The 18,452-nt window shown below is 62.2% G+C and carries 16 protein-coding genes; 4 read left to right on the forward strand and 12 right to left on the reverse strand.

The window, feature by feature from the left end; all coding sequences use genetic code 11:
- Positions 1 to 67 precede the first annotated feature (67 nt).
- Positions 68 to 1,579: a phosphatase PAP2 family protein gene (locus AC1DD7_RS05845; RefSeq protein ID WP_477514194.1), complete on the reverse strand. Its 1,512-nt coding sequence runs from the start codon at positions 1,577 to 1,579 to the stop codon at positions 68 to 70.
- 93 nt (positions 1,580 to 1,672) lie between these two features.
- Here AC1DD7_RS05845 and AC1DD7_RS05850 point away from each other — a divergent pair, with 93 nt between their 5' ends.
- Positions 1,673 to 2,377, forward strand: coding sequence for a phosphatase PAP2 family protein (locus AC1DD7_RS05850; RefSeq protein ID WP_477514195.1), 705 nt, complete (start codon positions 1,673 to 1,675; stop codon positions 2,375 to 2,377).
- On the opposite strand, the gene AC1DD7_RS05855 is transcribed toward AC1DD7_RS05850, so the two are convergent.
- The 7 genes from AC1DD7_RS05855 to AC1DD7_RS05885 all read right to left on the reverse strand — a co-directional run bounded on the left by AC1DD7_RS05855 (position 2,322) and on the right by AC1DD7_RS05885 (position 11,512).
- On the reverse strand, positions 2,322 to 3,515 hold the full coding sequence (locus AC1DD7_RS05855; protein ID WP_477514196.1) for an MFS transporter: 1,194 nt from the start codon (positions 3,513 to 3,515) through the stop codon (positions 2,322 to 2,324). The two genes, AC1DD7_RS05850 and AC1DD7_RS05855, sit on opposite strands and share 56 nt — an antisense overlap.
- On the reverse strand, positions 3,512 to 4,279 hold the full coding sequence (locus AC1DD7_RS05860) for a DeoR/GlpR family DNA-binding transcription regulator (protein ID WP_477514197.1): 768 nt from the start codon (positions 4,277 to 4,279) through the stop codon (positions 3,512 to 3,514). Before AC1DD7_RS05860 ends, AC1DD7_RS05855 begins: the two co-directional genes overlap by 4 nt.
- Positions 4,280 to 4,466: 187 nt before the next feature.
- Positions 4,467 to 6,149 carry an ABC-F family ATP-binding cassette domain-containing protein gene (locus AC1DD7_RS05865; protein WP_477514198.1) on the reverse strand — a complete coding sequence of 561 codons (1,683 nt, stop codon included), beginning with the start codon at positions 6,147 to 6,149 and terminating at the stop codon, positions 4,467 to 4,469.
- A 67-nt stretch (positions 6,150 to 6,216) separates the two neighbouring features.
- Positions 6,217 to 7,479, reverse strand: coding sequence for an FAD-dependent oxidoreductase (locus AC1DD7_RS05870; protein ID WP_477514199.1), 1,263 nt, complete (start codon positions 7,477 to 7,479; stop codon positions 6,217 to 6,219).
- A gap of 13 nt (positions 7,480 to 7,492) precedes the next feature.
- Positions 7,493 to 9,478: a penicillin-binding transpeptidase domain-containing protein gene (locus AC1DD7_RS05875; RefSeq protein ID WP_477514200.1), complete on the reverse strand. Its 1,986-nt coding sequence runs from the start codon at positions 9,476 to 9,478 to the stop codon at positions 7,493 to 7,495.
- A gap of 103 nt (positions 9,479 to 9,581) precedes the next feature.
- Positions 9,582 to 10,238, reverse strand: coding sequence for a response regulator (locus AC1DD7_RS05880; protein WP_477514201.1), 657 nt, complete (start codon positions 10,236 to 10,238; stop codon positions 9,582 to 9,584).
- The gene (locus tag AC1DD7_RS05885) at positions 10,235 to 11,512 is read right to left on the reverse strand and encodes a sensor histidine kinase (RefSeq protein ID WP_477514202.1); all 1,278 of its coding nucleotides are present in this window, start codon (positions 11,510 to 11,512) and stop codon (positions 10,235 to 10,237) included. Before AC1DD7_RS05885 ends, AC1DD7_RS05880 begins: the two co-directional genes overlap by 4 nt.
- 196 nt (positions 11,513 to 11,708) lie before the next feature.
- Here AC1DD7_RS05885 and AC1DD7_RS05890 point away from each other — a divergent pair, with 196 nt between their 5' ends.
- Together AC1DD7_RS05890 and AC1DD7_RS05895 are read left to right on the forward strand one after the other, a co-directional pair.
- Entirely contained in the window at positions 11,709 to 12,788 is a 1,080-nt protein-coding gene (locus AC1DD7_RS05890; protein ID WP_477514203.1) for an ABC transporter permease, read from the forward strand.
- Between the two features lie 30 nt (positions 12,789 to 12,818).
- Positions 12,819 to 13,520, forward strand: a complete 702-nt coding sequence (locus AC1DD7_RS05895) for an ABC transporter ATP-binding protein (RefSeq protein WP_477514204.1) — start codon at positions 12,819 to 12,821, stop codon at positions 13,518 to 13,520.
- On the opposite strand, the gene AC1DD7_RS05900 is transcribed toward AC1DD7_RS05895, so the two are convergent.
- Positions 13,517 to 13,912: a winged helix-turn-helix transcriptional regulator gene (locus tag AC1DD7_RS05900; protein WP_477514205.1), complete on the reverse strand. Its 396-nt coding sequence runs from the start codon at positions 13,910 to 13,912 to the stop codon at positions 13,517 to 13,519. The genes AC1DD7_RS05895 and AC1DD7_RS05900 overlap by 4 nt on opposite strands.
- An 83-nt stretch (positions 13,913 to 13,995) precedes the next feature.
- On the opposite strand from AC1DD7_RS05900, the gene AC1DD7_RS05905 reads away from it, so the two are divergent.
- The gene (locus tag AC1DD7_RS05905; protein WP_477514206.1) at positions 13,996 to 14,601 is read left to right on the forward strand and encodes an NAD(P)-dependent oxidoreductase; all 606 of its coding nucleotides are present in this window, start codon (positions 13,996 to 13,998) and stop codon (positions 14,599 to 14,601) included.
- 24 nt (positions 14,602 to 14,625) lie between these two features.
- Here the strand turns inward: AC1DD7_RS05905 and AC1DD7_RS05910 are convergent, their stop codons facing one another.
- The 3 genes from AC1DD7_RS05910 to AC1DD7_RS05920 form a co-directional block, all read right to left on the reverse strand.
- Entirely contained in the window at positions 14,626 to 16,074 is a 1,449-nt protein-coding gene (locus AC1DD7_RS05910) for a phytoene desaturase family protein (protein ID WP_477514207.1), read from the reverse strand.
- Entirely contained in the window at positions 16,067 to 17,578 is a 1,512-nt protein-coding gene (locus AC1DD7_RS05915) for a glycosyltransferase family 87 protein (protein ID WP_477514209.1), read from the reverse strand. The genes AC1DD7_RS05910 and AC1DD7_RS05915 overlap by 8 nt, the downstream gene beginning before the upstream one ends.
- A gap of 155 nt (positions 17,579 to 17,733) precedes the next feature.
- Entirely contained in the window at positions 17,734 to 17,874 is a 141-nt protein-coding gene (locus tag AC1DD7_RS05920) for a hypothetical protein (RefSeq protein ID WP_431117340.1), read from the reverse strand.
- Between the last annotated feature and the right edge of the window lie 578 nt (positions 17,875 to 18,452).

The raw sequence follows: 18,452 nt of genomic DNA on the forward strand, positions 1-18,452 counted from the left end.
AGGGTCCGGAAATCGCCTGTCTCAGGGATGATTCAGGGTCCAGTCAGGGTAGTCCTCCCGGATGACGCTATGAACCTGGGTCCACCGGCAGTGGACAGTACACGCGTAGCTCACGGCTCTTGACAGTGAAGACGGCGCTGCGCACCCCGGGCTTAGGCTCACCATCCACTGCAAGGACCAACGGCTCTCCGATCGCCTCAATGGTGATGGTAGTCGCCTCGGTCAGATGCGTGACTTTGGAAGCAGCAACGGTGCCTGTAACGACGGCCCAAAGCAGTCGGCCACGGGCAAAGGGTTCATCCGCAGTGATCATGCGGAGATCGAAGACGCCGTCGTCCAGCACAGGACGTCGAAGCGGAGCATGGTCGCTGGGATAGTACCGTCCACGTCCCAGGTACAGAATCCACAGCTTGTGCTTCACGCCGTTAACGGTGAGCGTCGTTGGCGAGTTCACGCCGAAAGTCCGCAGCGATGCCACCACACTCGCCAAGGGTTTTCCCATGGCAGGCTGCAGCCGCTCCCGGCGGCGTACGAGGTTCGGATAAACGCCCACGCTTGCCGTATTCAGCATGGCGATCTCGCTGGTCTCGGGGTTGTCAGGCAAACCGCGATGGACGGCAACATGCCCGAAATCCACAAGCGCGGCCTGACCCTGGGTGACTGCCTTGATGGCGGCGTCAATGGAATTGGTCCCAAGGTCGCGGGCAAAGTGGTTGAGGGTTCCACCCGGTAATACCAGCAGAGGCAGGGAATGTTCGACGGCGATAGCCGCCGCGGTGCCAACCGTCCCGTCACCACCCCACACGCCAAGCGCTACGGTGCCCGGCCGTGCAGCTGCTGCTTCAATCTCAGCGGCCACATCCTCGCCCTCAGCGATTTCATGAATATGGGCTTTGGGGAATACATCCTTCAGCAGTTCGCTGGTTTCGGGGGAGTAGGAACCACCGAGGACGTTGACGGCAATACTCAGCCCCTCGCCGTCGGGAACCGCTGGGGCATCTGCCGGCGTTCGGCGGGGTTTAGGTTCGGCAGGCTTGGCTGGCCACCACGTGCGCGTCAGGAGGGCAGCACCCGCGCCAAGTGCAGAACCAAACACCACGTCCGACGGCCAGTGAGCCCCTGTGTGCACACGGGAATAGGCAACGCCCACGGCGATAGGCGCGAGTACGGCCCCCAAGACGGGAGAGACCATCCCCGCTCCCACGGCAAAAGCTACGGCTGAGGCTGAGTGGCCGGAGGGCATGGAGGAACTAACCGGCTGCGGATGCACGAACCTGAAGACGGGCAAATGCTCGGGCAGGGGTCGCGTCCTGGGCAGTGCCGTCTTGAAGATGACGTTGGTGACCCCGGAGGCGACGCCCAAGGCAAGGAGTCCGTGCAGGGCTGCCCTGCGCGGCTTTCCTGGAACAGTGGCCATGATTCCCGCGATGCCGAACCAGAGCTTCCCCTTGGTGGCCGCTGCTGAAAGCCGCCGGAAGAGATCATCATGCTCGCCGTGAGGCTGACGCGAAACCGCACGGACAAGGAAATGATCGAACCTTGCCACGTGTTTGGGTCCTTTGCCCAGGAAACCTCGCATTCCACCACACTAGCGCGAGTCCATGGGGCAGGACCGTGCGGCATTCCAGAACACCCCTCCACCCTGCCCAACCGGCGTGACTACGATAAGTGCATGAATCGCGTCCTGCGTCCACGCCAACGTCCCAGCTGGCAGATCATTGCATCAGCCTTGTTCTTGCTGTGCGCGTTCGTGGTCCCGGGAGCCATGCTTGTGGCCGGTCAAGGGGAACCCGCCTTCAGCAGAATTGATACAACATGGCAGGCCTATTCCTTCACCCTGCACGCCCCGTTCTGGGACGCAGTAAACGTAGTGCTGAACGGGGTTGGTTATGTGGGGATGCTGGTGTTGCACCTTGTTTTGGCAGTCGCCCTACTCATCGGGCGGCGTCCCAAGGCTGCCATCTTCACTGCACTGGCAGGCCTTGCTGCCCTGGGTCTCACCCAACTGACCAAGGCTGTTGTCGGCCGTGACAGGCCGCAAGGCGCAAGGGTCCTCTCGGATACCGGCTCATACCCTTCGGGGCATGTTTCTGCCACAACCGCGTTCCTCGTCGTGTTGGCGTTGCTGATTGGCCGGCACTGGGCGAAAGCGGTGGCCGTTCTTGGCATACTCGCGATGATGATCAGCAGAACCTACCTGTCTGCTCACTGGTTAAGTGATGTCCTCGGTGGTGCTTGCCTCGCCGCTGGCGTGGTCCTGCTGTTGTGGTGGCCGTTCTGCAATATATGCATCCAGGAGAATGAAACCGCTGGCCGGGCGACTATTTGGCGCGCAAGGGCCTTGCAACGCCAGCAAGAAGCAGGGCAACAAGAATAGGCAATCCGATCGCCAGCAGTGCCATGTGAATTCCGGTTTGGTCGCCGAGGTAACCCAGAAGCGGCGGGCCAGCCAGGAACGCGACGTAGCCAATCGTGGAGACCACGGAAACGCGTGCCGCTGCGTGCTTGGGATCGTCGGCCGCAGCGGACATGCCCATGGGGAAGGCCAACGCCGCACCAACGCCCCAAAGAGCAGCACCAAGTCCGGCCAGCACCACGTTGCCGGCAAAGACGAACAACGCCAGGCCCAGCGCGGCCGCTGCCATGCTGGCACGGAGAACAGCGACGCGGCCGAACCTGTCGATAACCTTGCCGCCGAGGAACCGCATCGCAGTCATGGCGGCCACGAAGAGCGCGAAGAGCAGTGCGCCGGTCGCTTCGGAGGTACCGAGTCCATCAACTGCTGCCTTGGCAATCCAGTCATTGCCAGCGCCCTCCGTGAGGGTGGCACCCAAAACCACCACACCGATCAGCAGGGTGCGGCCGTCCCGCCAAGCCGTGGGTCCCTTGGGAGCCGGCGCGCCGTCGTCGAGCGTTTCAGCCACTGACGCCGCGTGCGGCAGGAAGTAGCGCGGCACGGTCAGCGCGAGGAGGACAGCAAGTCCGGCGATCACGAGCAGATGCTCAGGGAGGCCAACTCCAAGTTGCGACAGCCCCGCGCCGATCAAAGCGCCTACAAACGCCCCGCCGCTGAACGCTGCGTGAAACTGCGGCATGATGGTCCGCTTGAGCCGGTGTTCGACGTCGGCCCCTTCGATGTTCTGGGCTACGTCCCACAGGCCGATGCCGATGCCGAAGAAGAAGAGGGCGATGGCTGTGGCCGGAACCGATGCAGCCATGAGGGAGAAGGCGATCGCCGCACCTGCGGCACCCGCCACGATGCCGGCAAGACGAACCGTTCCGGCGGTACCGATTCGGCCCACCACCCAACCTGCCGATGGCAAAGCCATCAAGGACCCGACGGCGGTGCAAAGCAGCAGGGTGCCCATTTGGCCGGAGGTCAGGCTGAGAGCCTCAGTGACGGCGGGAATGCGTGCCGCCCAGCTGGCAAACACCAAGCCATTCATGGCGAAGATCAGGAACGTCGCCACCGCCGCCGCGTTGACATTGGTGGCGCTTCTTGTGCTGGTGGTCATGCAATCACAACTTCCACAGAGAGTTTGTCGAGCCGGGCAAGATCTTCGGAGGATGGCTTCAGGTCCGTCACGATAACGTCCACAGTCTCCATCGCGGCAACCAGGGCTACCGCGCTGGCATTCCACTTGCTGCCGGAGGAGGCAACGATGACCCGCGACGCCGATTCCAGGCCGGCGCGCTTCACTGCGGCGTCGTCCAGGTCATGGGCCAGCAGCCCGTCCTTGACGTTGAGGGCGCAGGGCGTGACCACAGCGGTGTCGAATCGCAGTGAGCGGATGTTCGCTTCGGTCATGGGTCCGCGGAAAGACTGTTCGCCGGGAATGAGGCTTCCTCCGGGGAGAATGAGCTGCGGCCTTCCGCCTTCCTTGGCGTGGGTCAGCGCCTCGACGCCGTGCAAGGACATCGGCATCACTGTGAGTTCACGCTGGCTCAGTCGCCGCGCGATTTCCGTGGCGGTGGATCCGCTGTCCAACCACACATGCTCGCGGTCCTTCAGCAGTGCGTCAACAGCCGCTGCGATCTTGAGCTTTGCCTCGTGGTCTTCCAGTTCTCGCTGCCCATAGCCGGGGTTGTCACCGCGCGCAAGCAGGCTGCGGGCGCCGCCGTGGACCCGCTTCAGTACTCCATTGGCAGCAAGAATCTCGAGGTCACGGCGGATCGTGGCGCCCGAGGCTCCGGTAGCCGCTACCAGCTCGTCCACTGATACTTCTTCGCGTTTGCGCAGCAGCTCGCCAATGAGCCGATGGCGGTCAGGAGTTCCCATAGTTCAACGGTATCAGGCTGACGCTCACTTAATCATGCATTGTGATCATTTGATCACCGATGCTCTCTCACATCCCACCCCTCAACCCCGGATCCTCTCTCACATCCCACCCCTTAAATGCCGATGCTCTCTCATCAACTGAGAGAGCATCGGGCGAAAAGGGCAACGATGTGAGAGAGCGTGCGGACTAGCGGGCGCGCTCCACGCGTTTCTCATCCCAGACGGGTTCCTCGGACTCGTAGACCTTTCCGTCGGAGCCAAAGATCAGGAAGCGGTCAAAGGACTTGGCGAACCAGCGGTCATGGGTGACAGCCAGGACCGTTCCCTCGAAAGCATCGATGGCACGCTCCAGGGCCTCGCCGGAGTGCAGGTCCAGGTTGTCAGTGGGTTCGTCGAGGAGCAAGAGGGTGGCTCCGGACAGCTGCAGCAGGAGGATCTGGAACCGCGCCTGCTGGCCACCGGACAAGGACTCGTACTTTTGCTCCGACTGGCCGGCCAATCCGTACGAATCCAGGGCACCTGCCGCAGCTTCGCGGGGCAGGCCCGATCGGTGTTCGTCGCCGCGGTGCAGGATCTCCAACAAGGTCCGGCCCAGCAGATCAGGGCGGACATGCGTCTGAGCAAAGAATCCGGGCCGGATACGGGCACCCAACTTCACAGTTCCTTCGTGCGGCACTTCAGCAATGACAACGTCCGACACCGGCAAGTGCTCCCGCTCGGGGTCGGTGCCACCGGTAGCCAGCAAGCGCAGGAAGTGGCTCTTCCCGGAACCGTTGGAACCCAGTACGCCCACACGGTCGCCAAACCAGATTTCCGTGGAGAACGGCTTCATGAGCCCAGTCAGTTCAAGCTTCTCCGCCACGACGGCGCGTTTGGCTGTTCGCCCACCCTTGAGGCGCATCTTCACGTTCTGCTCAATGGGCAGTGCCTCGGGCGGCCCAGCCTCCAGAAACTTGGCAAGACGGGTCTGCGCCGCCTGGTACCTGTTGGCCATGTCGGACCGGAACGCAGCCTTGTTCTTGTACATGTTGACGAGTTCCTTGAGCTTCACGTGCTCCTCGTCCCAACGCTTGCGCAGTTCCTCGAACCGGGCATTCCTGTCGGAACGCGCCTCCACGTAGGAGCCGAAACCCCCTCCGTGGATCCATGCTCCGGCGCCATTAATGCCTGGTTCAAGCGTCACTATTCGTCCGGCGGCGTTGTTGAGCAGCTCGCGGTCGTGGCTAATGAACAGCACGGTCTTCTTGGATTCGTTGAGCTTTGACTCCAGCCAGCGTTTACCGGGAACGTCAAGGTAGTTATCCGGTTCGTCCAGCAGCAGGAGCTCATCCGGACCCGCGAACAGGGCTTCCAATACGAGTCGCTTCTGCTCGCCACCGGACAGCGTGGAGGCACGTCGGAACTGCGCTTTGTCGAAGGAAATTCCCAAAGCCGCCATGCAGACTTCGTCCCAGACCGTCTCGACGTCGTAACCGCCGGCGTCTCCCCAATCCACGATCGCCTGGGCGTACTTCATTTGGGTAGGTTCGTCGTCATGTTCCATCATGGCGAGCTCGGCGTCTTCTACCGCCTTGGCAGCTGCCGCGAGTCCGGCTTGGGCCGTGGAAACCAGCAGATCCCGGACAGTTGATTCATCCCGGACTTGCCCCACGAACTGCCGCATGATGCCCATGTTCCCGGATTTTCCTACGACGCCTTCGTCGGGTGTGAGGTCGCCGGAAATAATCTTGAACAGCGTCGTTTTGCCGGTTCCGTTGGGTCCAATCAGCGCGGTCTTGGTGCCGTCCGGCACCTTGAAGGTCACGCCGTTGAGCAGCTGGGTGCCGTCGGAGAGGAAGTAGTCGATGCCGGAAACGTCAATATGGGCCACCGCCCAATCTTCCCATGGCCAGGTATTAAGGCTCGACGGCGGAACTGGGCGTGGGTGCCCAAGCGGGCTAAGCGTCAGGCTTTCGCCGGGCAAACTGCGGTGCATGCTCGGGCAATGGGCCGAAGGCAATCATCCGTGCAGGCAACTTCCTGAAGCCGGGAAAGTTACGGAGGACGAAGAGCAACAGCTTGGGCGGCTTTGGCTGCTTGCCCGCCATGACCTGTGCGAAGATGACGCGATGCAGCACTCGCTGAAACGTCTGCACAATCACGGTTGGCGGCCAGCGCCGCTTCTGGACGGCGGCGAGGTGACCGTCGTCGAGCGTGTTGCTCAGCAGCGGGGAAGCAACGATCCGGGCCGCTGCGACGGCGTCCTGCACCGCCAGGTTGATCCCCACGCCACCGGCGGGGGACATCGCATGGGCAGCATCGCCAATAAGCAGGAGGCCCGGCTTGTGCCACTCGGACAAGCGGTTGAGCTTTACATCCAACAGGTGGAGATCATCCACGGAGCGAATGTTGCCCACGCGGTCTGAAAGGTCTGGCCGCAACCTGGCGACGCGTGCGCGAAACGCCTCCACGCCTTCTGCCCGCAACTTCGGATCCAGTCCCTTCGCCGCGAGGTAGGCGATCTGGTAAAAGTCCTTGCGGGTCAAACTCAGCAGAACGTCCGAAGTCCCGAAACTGGGCGCAATCGACGCCACGGGATCCCTCTCATCGGCGTTCCTCGGAAGCCGGAACCACCACGTATCGAACGGCACCGGAAATTCGCGTGGGACCAAACCCGCCCGTGCACGAAGCACCGAACTACGGCCGTCACACGCTACCGTCAATGCAGCGTTCAGTTCGCCCGTCCCTACGGTTTCGCCGGTTAGGGGATCCCGGGTTCTGTACGCCACACCCGATACCGCACCGGACCCGTCGCGGAGCAGGTCTGTGACCTCAGTGTTCATCCGCAATGTGAAGGTGGGTTCCTGCTTGGCTGCCTCCACCAGAAAGTTCAGCAAGTCCCACTGGGGCACCATGGCCACATAGTTGTACGGCTCCTTGAGGAGCCCGAAATCAGCGAGGATCACTGAATCCCCGGTCCCGGCAGGCAGCTGGAAATTACCGAGTTTGCTCTGCGGTAGCTGCCGGAACCCTTCGCCCAACCCCAACTCGTCGAGGAGGCGAACGGTGGAGGCGTGCACGGTATCGCCACGGAAGTCCCGCAGGAAGTCGGCGTGCTTCTCCAACACAGTGACTTCAACTCCGGCCCGGGCAAGGAGCAAGCCCAGCACAATCCCGGCCGGTCCTCCGCCAACCACAACGCACTGCGTGCTGCTTTGCATAGCTTCTCCCGATTTAGCTGGCGGCGGTGAGGAACGACTTCAACAACGGCCCGCTGGTGGTCGCACCCAGCCCGCCGTCTTCCACGAACACAGCAACCGCCAGGTCTCCGTGGACCGCAACGATCCATGCGTGAGTCTTGGGCGGGTCGTCATTGCCGAACTCAGCAGTTCCCGTTTTTGCCCCGACGGGCGCTCCCGGTACCTGGGCGAGGAATCCTGCGTGCCCGGAGGTCACCACCGCCCGCATCATGTCGGACAGCGCGGCGGCTTCTTCCTTGGTGATCGGCTTGGTTGAGGGCGGTGACGCGGGCGCCGCGCTAACGGAAGAGGATGACGGCGACGCGCTGCCGCTTTCCGTGGGTGTAGCTGTCGCGCTGGAGTTCTGGGCTTCAGGGTTCAGCACGAGTTGAGGCGACACCGGAGCGCCGTTGCCGACAGAGGCTGCCATGATCGCCGCAGACAGCGGGGAGAAAAGCACCTTCCCCTGGCCGATCATGGATGCCGCGTGCTCGGTTCCCTCTGCGGCGCCGGGGACGGAACCCAGGAAGGCGTCGGCTCCCAGCTTGGGCGCTTCCACGGCCACGCCCAATGCCATGGCGGCAGACTCAAGCTGGTCCTGGCTGACTGTGTCACGGGCGTTGATGAAAGCGGTGTTGCAGGAGTGGGCAAAAGCGTCCCGCAGCGTAACAGAGCCCAAGGAGCTTTCCGGGTAGCCTTCGGAGTTCTTGAAAGTCCTGCCGTCAACGGTCAGGGTCGGGGTGCATTCGACCTTGGAATCAGGCGTGGCGCCGTCGCGGAAGAGCGCCAGGGAATCGACGATCTTGAACGTGGAGCCCGGCGCGTATTGGCCAAGCATCGCTGTGTTGTAGCCGTTGCTGCCCGGACCGGATGCGGCCGCCAGGACAGCTCCAGTAGAAGGCTTAAGTGCCACGATGGCGGACGCTGGCCCTACTCCGGCAAGCGTTTCTTCGGCCAGTTGCTGCAGCTTCAGGTCAAGCGTGGTCTTGAGGGTTGTTCCGGGCACAGGAAGGGACGAGAAGAATACTTTGGTTGCAGGGGTCTCCCCTTCCGACTTCGCTTCCTGCTTGGCGACCACCTCCACGCCGTCCTTCCCGCGGAGCAGCGAATCGTATTTCTGTTGAAGGCCGCCGGTTCCTGTGGTGTCCCCGGCCCGTAAGGCACCATTGGACTTTTCGATCTGCTCTGCACTGGCCTGGCCCACGCTTCCCAGGAGCGCCCGGGCGAAAGTGCGTGTTGGTGCCAGCGCCATGGAGTCCAGGATGCTCGCGCCACCCGGAATGGCAGTGATCTTTGCTTCGGTAATTTCGGGGGTATAGGCGCGGAGGACGATGCCTTCCACGAAAGCCTGTGGACCCGAGGCTGCCACCTGCTTGGCGTACTCCTCAACGTCAAGGCCAAGCAAAGCTGCCATTGCCCGCGCGGAGGCATCCGCCTGATCAGCGGCAAGTTTGGTCTTGTCGATGCCAACGCGGAAAACAGGGCGGTCTTCCACAATCGGGGCATCCCCTGCGCCGAGGATCTGTCCGCGCTGGGCAGGAACCGTCTTAACGGAGAGCGTCTCGCCATCCGAAAGTTCCGGGGCAAGGAGCTGGGGATTCCATTGAACGGCCCACTTGTCACCGGACTTTTTCAACGTAGCCTCGGAGCTGTACTCCCACTTGGCTGAGCCGATGTTCCAGCTGTAGTTCAAAGGGAAGGTGGCGGTTTCGCCGTCGAGCTTCACGTCACCCGACTGAACCGATGGCTTGGCATCGAGTCCCTCGAACACCGCTTTGAGTTGATCGCTGGCCGCGGAAGCGTCCTTGCCCTCCACGGTGAGTGAACCGACGTCGAGCGCGGCAAGGGAGGAGGCCAGCTGCTTCGCTGCATCCTCGGCACCGGCGCGACCGTCATCGCACGCGGTCAGCGAACCAGCCATCACCAGCGCTACCAGGCCAAGAACAAGATTCCGTGTTTTCATTTTCCCCATTTGCGACATTATGCCCCGTTCCCCTGACAGTTTCTCGCCGCGACCACAACGCGGACCCGCCCCACACCGGGTCCTCCGACACGACCTTCCGGGCGTGCCAATCGAAAATGACTTAACGTTGCCGAAGGATCCTGCGCTGCGCCGCCACCGCAATCGCCGCTGTTCGGTTGTCCACGCCGAGCTTGGAGTAGATATGCACCAAGTGTGTCTTCACTGTTGCCTCGGAAATGAACAACTGCTTCGCCATGGCGCGGTTGCCCATTCCGGTGGCCAGGAGTTCCAGCAACTGGACTTCCCTGGGGCTCAATGCGGGCGACGGATTCCGGATCCTTCCCATGAGCCGGGCCGCCACCTCCGGGGCCAGCGCGGTTTGACCAGCGGCAGCGGATAACACAGCCTGCTGGATCTGTTCAGGCGGGGCGTCCTTCAACATGTAGCCGCTGGCACCCGCCTCAACAGCGGCGAGGATGTCAGCGTCCGTGTCGTAGGTGGTGAGGATAAGGACAGGCGGCGGGGGAGTCCCGGCCTCGCCGGCTTTGATCCTGCCCGTGGCCGTCACGCCGTCCATACCGTTACCCATTTGCAGGTCCATCAGCACCAGGTCCACAGCCTCACCCAGGGTGTTCAACCTGCCCAGTTCGGACAGCGCCGCATCACCGTCCGCCGCTTCGGCCACAACGCTGACACCAGGAAAATCAGCGAGCATCGCCCGGAGGCCGGCCCGCACAACAGGATGGTCGTCCACCAGGAGGATGCGGATGTCGTTCATGCCCCACCCTCCCGGGCGGGCAGCGGCACCCGAAGGGCAACTACGGTTCCTTCGCCAGGCGCCGATTCAATATCCAGGCTGCCTTCCAGTGCAGTCAGCCGCTCGCGCAGGCTCTGAAGCCCGACGCCGGTGCCGTCCCCGCGCGCGTTGACCCCCACGGCCGACGGCTCAAAACCCACACCGTCGTCAAAAACATCCAGAGTTACCTCCGAGCCGAGGAAGGACAAAGTCACGACGACGGCACTTGCGCGGGCGTGCGCCCACACGTTCGCAAGGGAGGCCTGGGCGGCCCGAAGCAGGGTGGTCTGGTAGGTATTGGGCAAGTCCAAGGGGGTGCCCACAAGTTCGAAACGGCAGCGCAGTGCGGTTCCCCGGGCGGCTGCTTCCGTCTCAGTCTTCGCGCAAAGCCTCCGCAACGTGTCCACCAGATCGGACTCCTCCAAAGCGGGTGGCCGGAGATCACGGACAAAACTCCGGGCCTCCGCAAGGTTGGCTGACGCGGTCTCCTGTACGATCCTCAACCGTTCATTCGCGGCGTTCACGTCACCCTCGTCCAAGGCTTTCCCAGCAGACCTGCCCATCAGGACGATGCTGGAAAACCCCTGTGCCAAGGTGTCATGAATTTCCCGGGCCAGCCGTTCGCGCTCCGTCAGAACCCCGGCGTCGTGCTGGGTTTTGGCCAATTCAGCCCGTGTTCGTCGGAGATCATCAGCAACAATGCGTTGATTCTCGGCCTCCAGGAACAAGGCACGGTATGCCAGTCCGGTGACCACAGCAAAGCCAGCCCCAAACATGGGTCCCAGGACCATCGCAAGCTGCAGGCCGCCGTCGGCCGAGCCCCTGCTGTGGAACCAGAGGGCACCAACCAGCAAAGCGGTGCTCACCAGGATTGCCGGCAAGGCGAGACGCCGGGGGAGTACGTGCAATTGGAGGAAGAAGAGTGGGAAGGCAACCCATGCGAAATCGCCGCTGACCAGGAGAAGCAACAGCCACAAGACCATCACAACGCCAAGCCACCAACCTGAGTAAGGTGTGGGATCGAAGCGGCCGGCTCGGGTGGCGTGGCGCTTCTCCAGGATGGTTCCCACGAGGTACACCAGGGCCAAGGCGGCTGACAATCCCAGTCCAGCAATGACAGCCACGGGCGACGGACTGCCCGCAGTGCCTGCCCGGAGCCGCACCACTGCCACCAGCAGCAGCACCGCGAAGCCCACATGCAGACTTATCCGCAGCACACGGAGGATTGTGGCGGTGCCCGTAGGAGTCTCCTGCATGCGTCCCAGCCTATCCCCGGCGTTGCGCCGCTCCCTGAACAATTCCGCGTCGTGAAGCAGGAATCAACCAATCGGATGATGGCCGGTTCAACCCCTTGATGTGAGCGAATCCATCGGGCTCCCGATGTGCACGAATCCATTGGACGGAAGAGTGGATTCAGCCGGGACCAAGCCCGCATCCAAGCAAAGGATTCTGATGTTTCTTGCCATCCGCGACATCCGCTTCGCCAAGGGCCGCTTCGCGCTCATGGGGAGCGTTGTCGCACTTATTACACTGCTGCTGGTTATGCTTTCGGGGCTTACTGCCGGGCTCGGAAACCAGTCGACATCGGCCATTGAATCACTGCCCGCACAGCAGATCGTCTTCGGCGCACCCGCGGGTGGGGAGCCGAAGGCCTCCTACACCGAGTCTGAGGTTTCCAATGCCCAGCTCGAGGCCTGGCGGGAACAACCCGGCGTTTCATCGGCAGACGCGGTGGGCATCAGCCAAACGCGCTTCCAATCCTTGGCCGGCAGTGGCACTCCGAACGGAAACGCAAATGTGGCAGTCTTTGGCGGTTCGACGGCTCCTGCCCCTGTTGAGGACGGGACCGTCGTGGTCGGCGAAACGCTTGCGAAGGACCTGGTCCTTGAGGCCGGCAGCCGCGTCCAGGTCGGTGGGATCGAGCTGACTGTTTCAGAAGTTGTGCGGGACCAGTGGTACTCGCACACCGGCGTGGTCTGGACGACGCTCGACACCTGGCGGAAGGCCGCCCACGCTCCCCAGGGCACCGCCACGGTCTTGGCCATAAATTACGACGCCGGTGCCTCCGTCGGCGTTGATGCCGCCAACGCTGCGGCTGGCACGGTGAGCATGGATCCCGTCGGCTCGTTCCAGGCTCTCGCCTCGTACAAGAGTGAGAACGGTTCGCTCATGCTCATGCAGGCATTTCTTTACGGAATCTCTGCCTTGGTGATCGTGGCCTTCCTTACGGTCTGGACAGTGCAGCGTACGCGCGACATCGCGGTCCTCAAAGCACTCGGCGGCTCTTCCGGGTATGTCCTGCGAGATGCCTTGGCTCAGGCGGCGATCGTGTTGCTGGCAGGCGCCGTATGTGGGGGTCTGCTGGGCCTGGCGGGCGGACTTCTCGCGGCCAGCGCGGCGCCCTTCCTCGTCACGCCTTTGACCACCTTGGTACCTGTTGTCGGCGTCGTAGTACTGGGCCTGGGCGGCGCTGTCCTCGCGGTCCGGAATGTCACCAAAGTAGATCCGCTGTTTGCCCTCGGTGGCAACTAAGTTCTGAACATTCCCAGAAAGGCATACATCGTGACCCATGCATTGAATCTCATCAACATCTCCCTTGAGTATCCCGATGGCGACTCAACCCTCAAGGCTTTGGACGCCGTAGACCTTGCAGTTGGACGCGGGGAGTTCCTCTCCTTGGTGGGTCCGTCCGGTTCCGGCAAATCCTCGCTCTTGGCTGTTGCGGCCACACTCGTGAAGCCCACCTCCGGACTCGTCGTCATCGACGGTCAGGACGTTTCAGCGTTCAGGGACGCCGAACGCACAGCCCTGCGGCGCGACAAGGTGGGCATCATCTTCCAGCAGCCAAACCTTCTTCCGTCGCTGACCGCCGTCGAGCAGTTGCTAATCCTGGACCACCTGCGCGGTAAGGCTGTCCGTGAGGCCCTCGGTAAAGCCCATGAGCTCCTGGAGATCGTGGGTTTGGCCGCATCGGCAAACAAGAGGCCGCACCAGCTATCCGGCGGGCAGCGTCAGAGGGTGAACATCGCCAGGGCGCTCATGGGCAGCCCCACCGTATTGCTGGTGGACGAACCTACCGCAGCCCTGGACCACGAACGCAGCGAATCGATCGTCAGGTTGCTGCGCCGGATCACGGACGAGTTCTCCACCGCTACTGTGATGGTCACGCATGATACGGAGTTCCTTCCCCTGACAGACTCCGTCGCGACCATGCGTGACGGACGAATCAGCCGCGCCGCACTCTCGTCCGCCCTGCCCAACTAGGGGGAGCCGAGGAGAGCTTCATCCTGCGCTTCGTCGTAGGTGTCGCGGGCTTCGAGAATCGTGGGGACGTGGCTCTCCGCCCACTGACGCAAAAGCGTGAGCGGTTGCAGGAGGGATTCACCCATGGGTGTGAGTTCGTAATCCACTCGCGGCGGCACCTGGGCGTGGACGGTCCGCGTAATGAGCCCATCGCGTTCCAGGGCCCGCAGCGTCTGCGTCAGGACCTTCGGCGTGACAACATGGACCATCTTGCGCAGCTCCGAGAACCGAACGGGCCCGCCACCGAGGACTTGGATCACCAAAGACGCCCATTTGTCGCCGATTCTTTGGAAGATCACGCGTGATGGGCAATTGGGATCCAGGACGTTCCCTGGGAGGGCATTAGTATCCATGAGGTAACTCAGTTCCTTTGAAGCTATCAGTATCCAATAGATACCTTCGTGTTATCGCAAGGATAGCAACCCAAAGGAGAGACATGAAAATCGCAGTCTACGGCGCAACGGGCATGGTCGGCAGTGAAATCGTCAATGAATCCATCACCCGCGGCCATGAAGTCACGGCGATCTCCCGCAAGGGCGCCCAGATCGCCGGCGCAACTGCCCAGGTAGCCGATTTGGCCGACGCGGAGGTCTTTGCCTCCATCGCAAAGGACCACGACGTCGTTGTGCTGGCTACGGGTCCCAGCCGCACCGGCGGGGATCATGGAGAATGGCTCGATGCTATGGCCACGGCTTACAGCAACGCCGAAGGAACCCGCCTCATGATCGTTGGCGGTGCAGGCACCCTCGAGGTAGACGGCGTACGGCTCCTCGATTCCCCGGACTTCCCCGAGGCATACAGGGCGGAAGCCACCACCGCTGCGAAGGCACTGGAAGCCGTCAAGCAGACTCCCGAGGACGTCGACTGGACGGTACTTGCCCCCGCTCCCGTTATCCAACCCGGTGAGCGTACCGGCGAATACAACGTGGCCAAGGATTCCCCCGCCGGCACCAGCATCTCCTCGCAGGACTACGCCGTTGCCATGCTGGATGAAATCGAGAGCCCGGCCCACCGCCGCGCACGCTTCACGGCTGCAAACTAAACAGCAGCCTGGCCTGAGTCCGGGCTAACCGACAGTCAGGCCGAGCCCGGGTACCGGCAGCTGGAATATGTCCTTGAGGGCATGCTTCGCCGCATGGTACCCGGGCATCCCTGTAACACCAGGCCCGGGCGGGGTGGATGAAGAACACAAGTAGACGCCCGGCATCGGTGTACGCCAAGGCACGCTGGACACTACTGGCCTCTGCACAAGACCCCGCAAATCCAACAATCCTGCGCTGAAGTCGCCACCCACATAGTTTTCGTTGTAAACGGCCAGTTCGGCCGCCGTCGTGGTCTTCGAGGCCACCACCACGTCCCGGAAGCCGGGTGCGTATCGCTCAATCCGTGCAGTGACAGCCTCAGCCATGTCCGTATCGGAGCCAGCCGGCACATGGCAATACGTCCATAGGATGTGTCGCCCCGCCGGTGCCCGCGACGAGTCCACAAGGGACGGTTGGGAAACCAGCACGTAGGGCTCCGTTGGGTGTTTGCCCATGTCCACGAGGTTCTCGGATTCGGCCATGGCCATTCGCGAACCGCCCACATGAACCGTCCCCGCCTGCTTCAGGCCAGGGGCCAGCCAGGGAACGGGTTCGGACAGGATGTAGTCCACTTTGCAGGCCGCATTCCCGAAGCGGAATGCATCCAATGCCCGACGATAGTTGTCGGGTATCTCAGCGCCGCCCAGACGTGCCAGCGTCGGAGGTGCAACATCCAGCAGGATGGCCTTTGCCGGCCTGACCTGGTCGAAAGAATCCACGCGCACACCGGTGTGGATGGTCCCTCCGTGCGCAATGAGGTCCTCGGCCATTGCCCCTGCGATAGCTGCCGATCCGCCCACCGGTACCACCCATCCGCCGGCGTGGGCCAGGACGGCGAGCAAAAGTCCGGCACCCGTGGAACTAAGCGAGGGCTGGGAGCCCAACGCATGGGACATCACACCGGTCAGCAAGGCCGGAGCAGCCTCTTCACGGAAGCGCCGTCCCCAGAACGGTGTTCCTTGGTCAAGGGTCGCGAGACCAAACAACACAGCCGCAAGCGGATCCTTGGGCACGCGGAGCAACTGGTTGGAGGTAAAGTCCACTACTCCGTTGACGCGCGCAAGGAGCGGCGCAATCAGGCGACGGTACGCTGGGCCGTCCACCCCCAGTTCCATGGTGGTCCGTTCCAAGGACTGGTAAGCGAGGGCGGCTCCGCCCACGTCCAACGGCGTCCCGTGCTGGACTTCAGGCACGCGCAGCTCAATGCGCTGCGAAAGGTTGAATTCCTTGAAGAAAGGAGACGCCACTGCCATTGGATGCACCGCGGAGCATACATCGTGCAGATATCCCGGCTCGATCAGCTCGCTTGTCCGGGTTCCGCCTCCAATGGCATCGGCGGCCTCATACAGATGTACCTCCAGCCCTGCGCCGGCCATGGTCACTGCCGCGGCCAGGCCGTTGGGACCAGAACCAACGACGGCGACGTCAGCCATCGCTGCTCACCTCCAACTGCCGGGACGCTTTAGGTTCGGCAGGCTCAACCCTTGAACGCCAGGGGAGAACTGACGTGGACGGATGGAGAAGGTTTATCCTGAGCCAATCCTTGGTGCCCTCGAAGGGCCCGCCATGGGGATCGTCTTCGCCCAATGCGCGCAGGGGATCCTGCGATGGATCCCAGATATCCATCACCACCCTTGCCATCAGGTACGCCGTTGCAACCATGTGCAGGGCCACAGCCAGGACGTAGTAGGACATGTCTATGTTGTGCTGCACGGACCCACCGCTGGTGGCCATGCCCAAGTACATCCAAATGGCAGCCCAGTGCAGGCCTTCAGCGGCCTGCCAAACCAGGAAATCCCGCCAGCGCGGTCTTGCAAGGGCAAGAAGCGGAATGAGCCAGATGACGAACTGGGGGGAGTACACCTTGTTTGTGAGGATGAACGCCGCCACAATCAGGAAGGCCAACTGGGCGAGGCGCGGGCGCTTGGGCGCCGTCAAAGCCAGGGCACCGATCAACGCACAAGCAATAACAAAGAGGTTCAGCGCAAGCGAGTTGATAGTGGCGGCGTTAAGTTGGATCCATTGAAGCCGATCGGCCACGAGGTTGAACGCGAACCAGGGCGAGCTGTACCCGGCGGGCCGTTCCTGGGTGAACTCAAAGAAGTAGCGCCAGCCTGACGGGTTCATTGCCGCGATGGGCAGGTTGACGGCCAGCCAAGCCGCGGCAGCGGCCGCGGCAGTCATCAAGAAGGCCCGCAGACGACCACTGCGCAGCGCCAATACCAAAATGGCACCCAGAATGAGGATGGGGTACAGCTTGGTGGCCGTTCCCAGCCCGATGCAGATTCCCGCCAGGATCAACTTGTCGCGGGAGAAGAAGTACATGGCCAACGCGAGCAGGGCCACCGCCCACATGTCCCAGTTGATGAACCCCGCAAGGACGATTCCCGGGGCCAGGGCCACCATGGCGGCATCCCAGGGGCGACGCTTGTTCATTCGGGCGGTCAGGAGGACGGTAATTATCCATACGGCAACGATCAGCGTTGCGTTGACGTCGAAGTAGCCCAGAATGCGTTCGGCGCCCACCCCTTTTCCTGGCACGAGTAGCGCCGTCAAGCCTGCGATGATCCCCATGAGGACCGGATACTCAAACAAGCTGCCTTGCGTGAAGAAGGGGAACACTCCATCGCCCAGGCCGCGGTTGCGGAAGAGCTCGGGGAAGTCGGAGTAGCACGTGGCGTAAAACTGCGTGGGCGTCTCCCAGCCATTGACGCGGCAATAGTCCTTCGCCAGCACGGCCAGCAGAGCAGCTATCACGGTGAGGATAACGAGGACGCGTTCAACCGTGAACGGTGCGTGGGAGATCTGTCCTGGTGCCGAGTGCCGGCCCAAGGGCCCACCTACAACCTCCGTGAAGTTACGAAGCAGGGAGTCGCTGCGGCTTGGAACCACAAAGCGGGCACGTTTTCGCTGCCGGTGCGGCTTCGTCTCCTGCATAAATCGAGCTTACAGTCAGGCAGCTTGGGTAACGCCACCGGAGCAGCTCTGATCGCCCAGTTAAAAGGGGGAAGCCCACGCGTAGCCGCGTGGGCTTCCTGTGGTTCAGCATGCATCTGCGGCACCGGAAACTCCTTCGGAAGGGCTGAAGGGCATCAACGGATGAGTCCCATCTGGTGCAGGACGACGAAGACGTCTTCACGACCTTGCTTGAGCAACTGGTCGTTGAACAGCGTGCGTTCCTTGGGAGCATCGCTGCTCCTGTAGAAGCGCAGGTCCTTGGGGCGCTTTGGCATGTGGTTCACCTCCTTTCATTGCAGGAAATTGCCGGAATTGGGCACAACAAATAAAGCCAATTGAATTCAGGAGAAATCAAGGCATAAAAGAGCGCACAATAGTCCAGCGCTAATAAGGGGAGTAGGCAGACCTGTACGGGAGCGGCGAATGATCATGCACAATTGCGTGTGCTTCCTGCAGCCGTCCCCAACAAGAAGCTGGTTCCGAACTTTGGGGAAACTGCGCACCCGCGGCTTGTTGCGTGGGTCTGCGCCTACAACTGACTGCTCAGAATGCCACCCTTGACGGGTGGCCATGAAGACCGCCGGCGTTGGAGCCGGTCCGGTGGTTCAGGGAGTGGTCAGCGCTTCGAAAAATGCTTCGAAAAAGGGCGTCGATCAGCGCAAGAGGCCGGGGTAGCAGTGACGGTCACATTCCATCCGCTAGTCAAAGTAATCATTTTTCCCAACCTCCTTTTCCGCTGTGGCATTACGTCCCGACTGATTAACCGGGGTAATGCGCGCCTTGTTCCCGGCGGGTCGCTCTGGGAACAAGATATAAGCTACCCCATGAATAGGAGCCTTGGCCAGTGCAATTC

It is taken from the genome of Paenarthrobacter sp. 10L412 (assembly GCF_056395565.1).

Excerpts from the sequence above, each read along its gene's own strand:
- AC1DD7_RS05845 (WP_477514194.1), bottom strand. The coding sequence starts at position 1,579 with ATGCGAGGTTTCCTGGGCAAAGGACCCAAACACGTGGCAAGGTTCGAT.
- AC1DD7_RS05850 (WP_477514195.1), top strand. The coding sequence starts at position 1,673 with ATGAATCGCGTCCTGCGTCCACGCCAACGTCCCAGCTGGCAGATCATT.
- AC1DD7_RS05855 (WP_477514196.1), bottom strand. The coding sequence starts at position 3,515 with ATGACCACCAGCACAAGAAGCGCCACCAATGTCAACGCGGCGGCGGTG.
- AC1DD7_RS05860 (WP_477514197.1), bottom strand. The coding sequence starts at position 4,279 with ATGGGAACTCCTGACCGCCATCGGCTCATTGGCGAGCTGCTGCGCAAA.
- AC1DD7_RS05870 (WP_477514199.1), bottom strand. The coding sequence starts at position 7,479 with ATGCAAAGCAGCACGCAGTGCGTTGTGGTTGGCGGAGGACCGGCCGGG.
- AC1DD7_RS05875 (WP_477514200.1), bottom strand. The coding sequence starts at position 9,478 with ATGTCGCAAATGGGGAAAATGAAAACACGGAATCTTGTTCTTGGCCTG.
- AC1DD7_RS05880 (WP_477514201.1), bottom strand. The coding sequence starts at position 10,238 with ATGAACGACATCCGCATCCTCCTGGTGGACGACCATCCTGTTGTGCGG.
- AC1DD7_RS05885 (WP_477514202.1), bottom strand. The coding sequence starts at position 11,512 with ATGCAGGAGACTCCTACGGGCACCGCCACAATCCTCCGTGTGCTGCGG.
- AC1DD7_RS05890 (WP_477514203.1), top strand. The coding sequence starts at position 11,709 with ATGTTTCTTGCCATCCGCGACATCCGCTTCGCCAAGGGCCGCTTCGCG.
- AC1DD7_RS05900 (WP_477514205.1), bottom strand. The coding sequence starts at position 13,912 with ATGGATACTAATGCCCTCCCAGGGAACGTCCTGGATCCCAATTGCCCA.
- AC1DD7_RS05905 (WP_477514206.1), top strand. The coding sequence starts at position 13,996 with ATGAAAATCGCAGTCTACGGCGCAACGGGCATGGTCGGCAGTGAAATC.
- AC1DD7_RS05910 (WP_477514207.1), bottom strand. The coding sequence starts at position 16,074 with ATGGCTGACGTCGCCGTCGTTGGTTCTGGTCCCAACGGCCTGGCCGCG.
- AC1DD7_RS05915 (WP_477514209.1), bottom strand. The coding sequence starts at position 17,578 with ATGCAGGAGACGAAGCCGCACCGGCAGCGAAAACGTGCCCGCTTTGTG.
- AC1DD7_RS05920 (WP_431117340.1), bottom strand. The coding sequence starts at position 17,874 with ATGCCAAAGCGCCCCAAGGACCTGCGCTTCTACAGGAGCAGCGATGCT.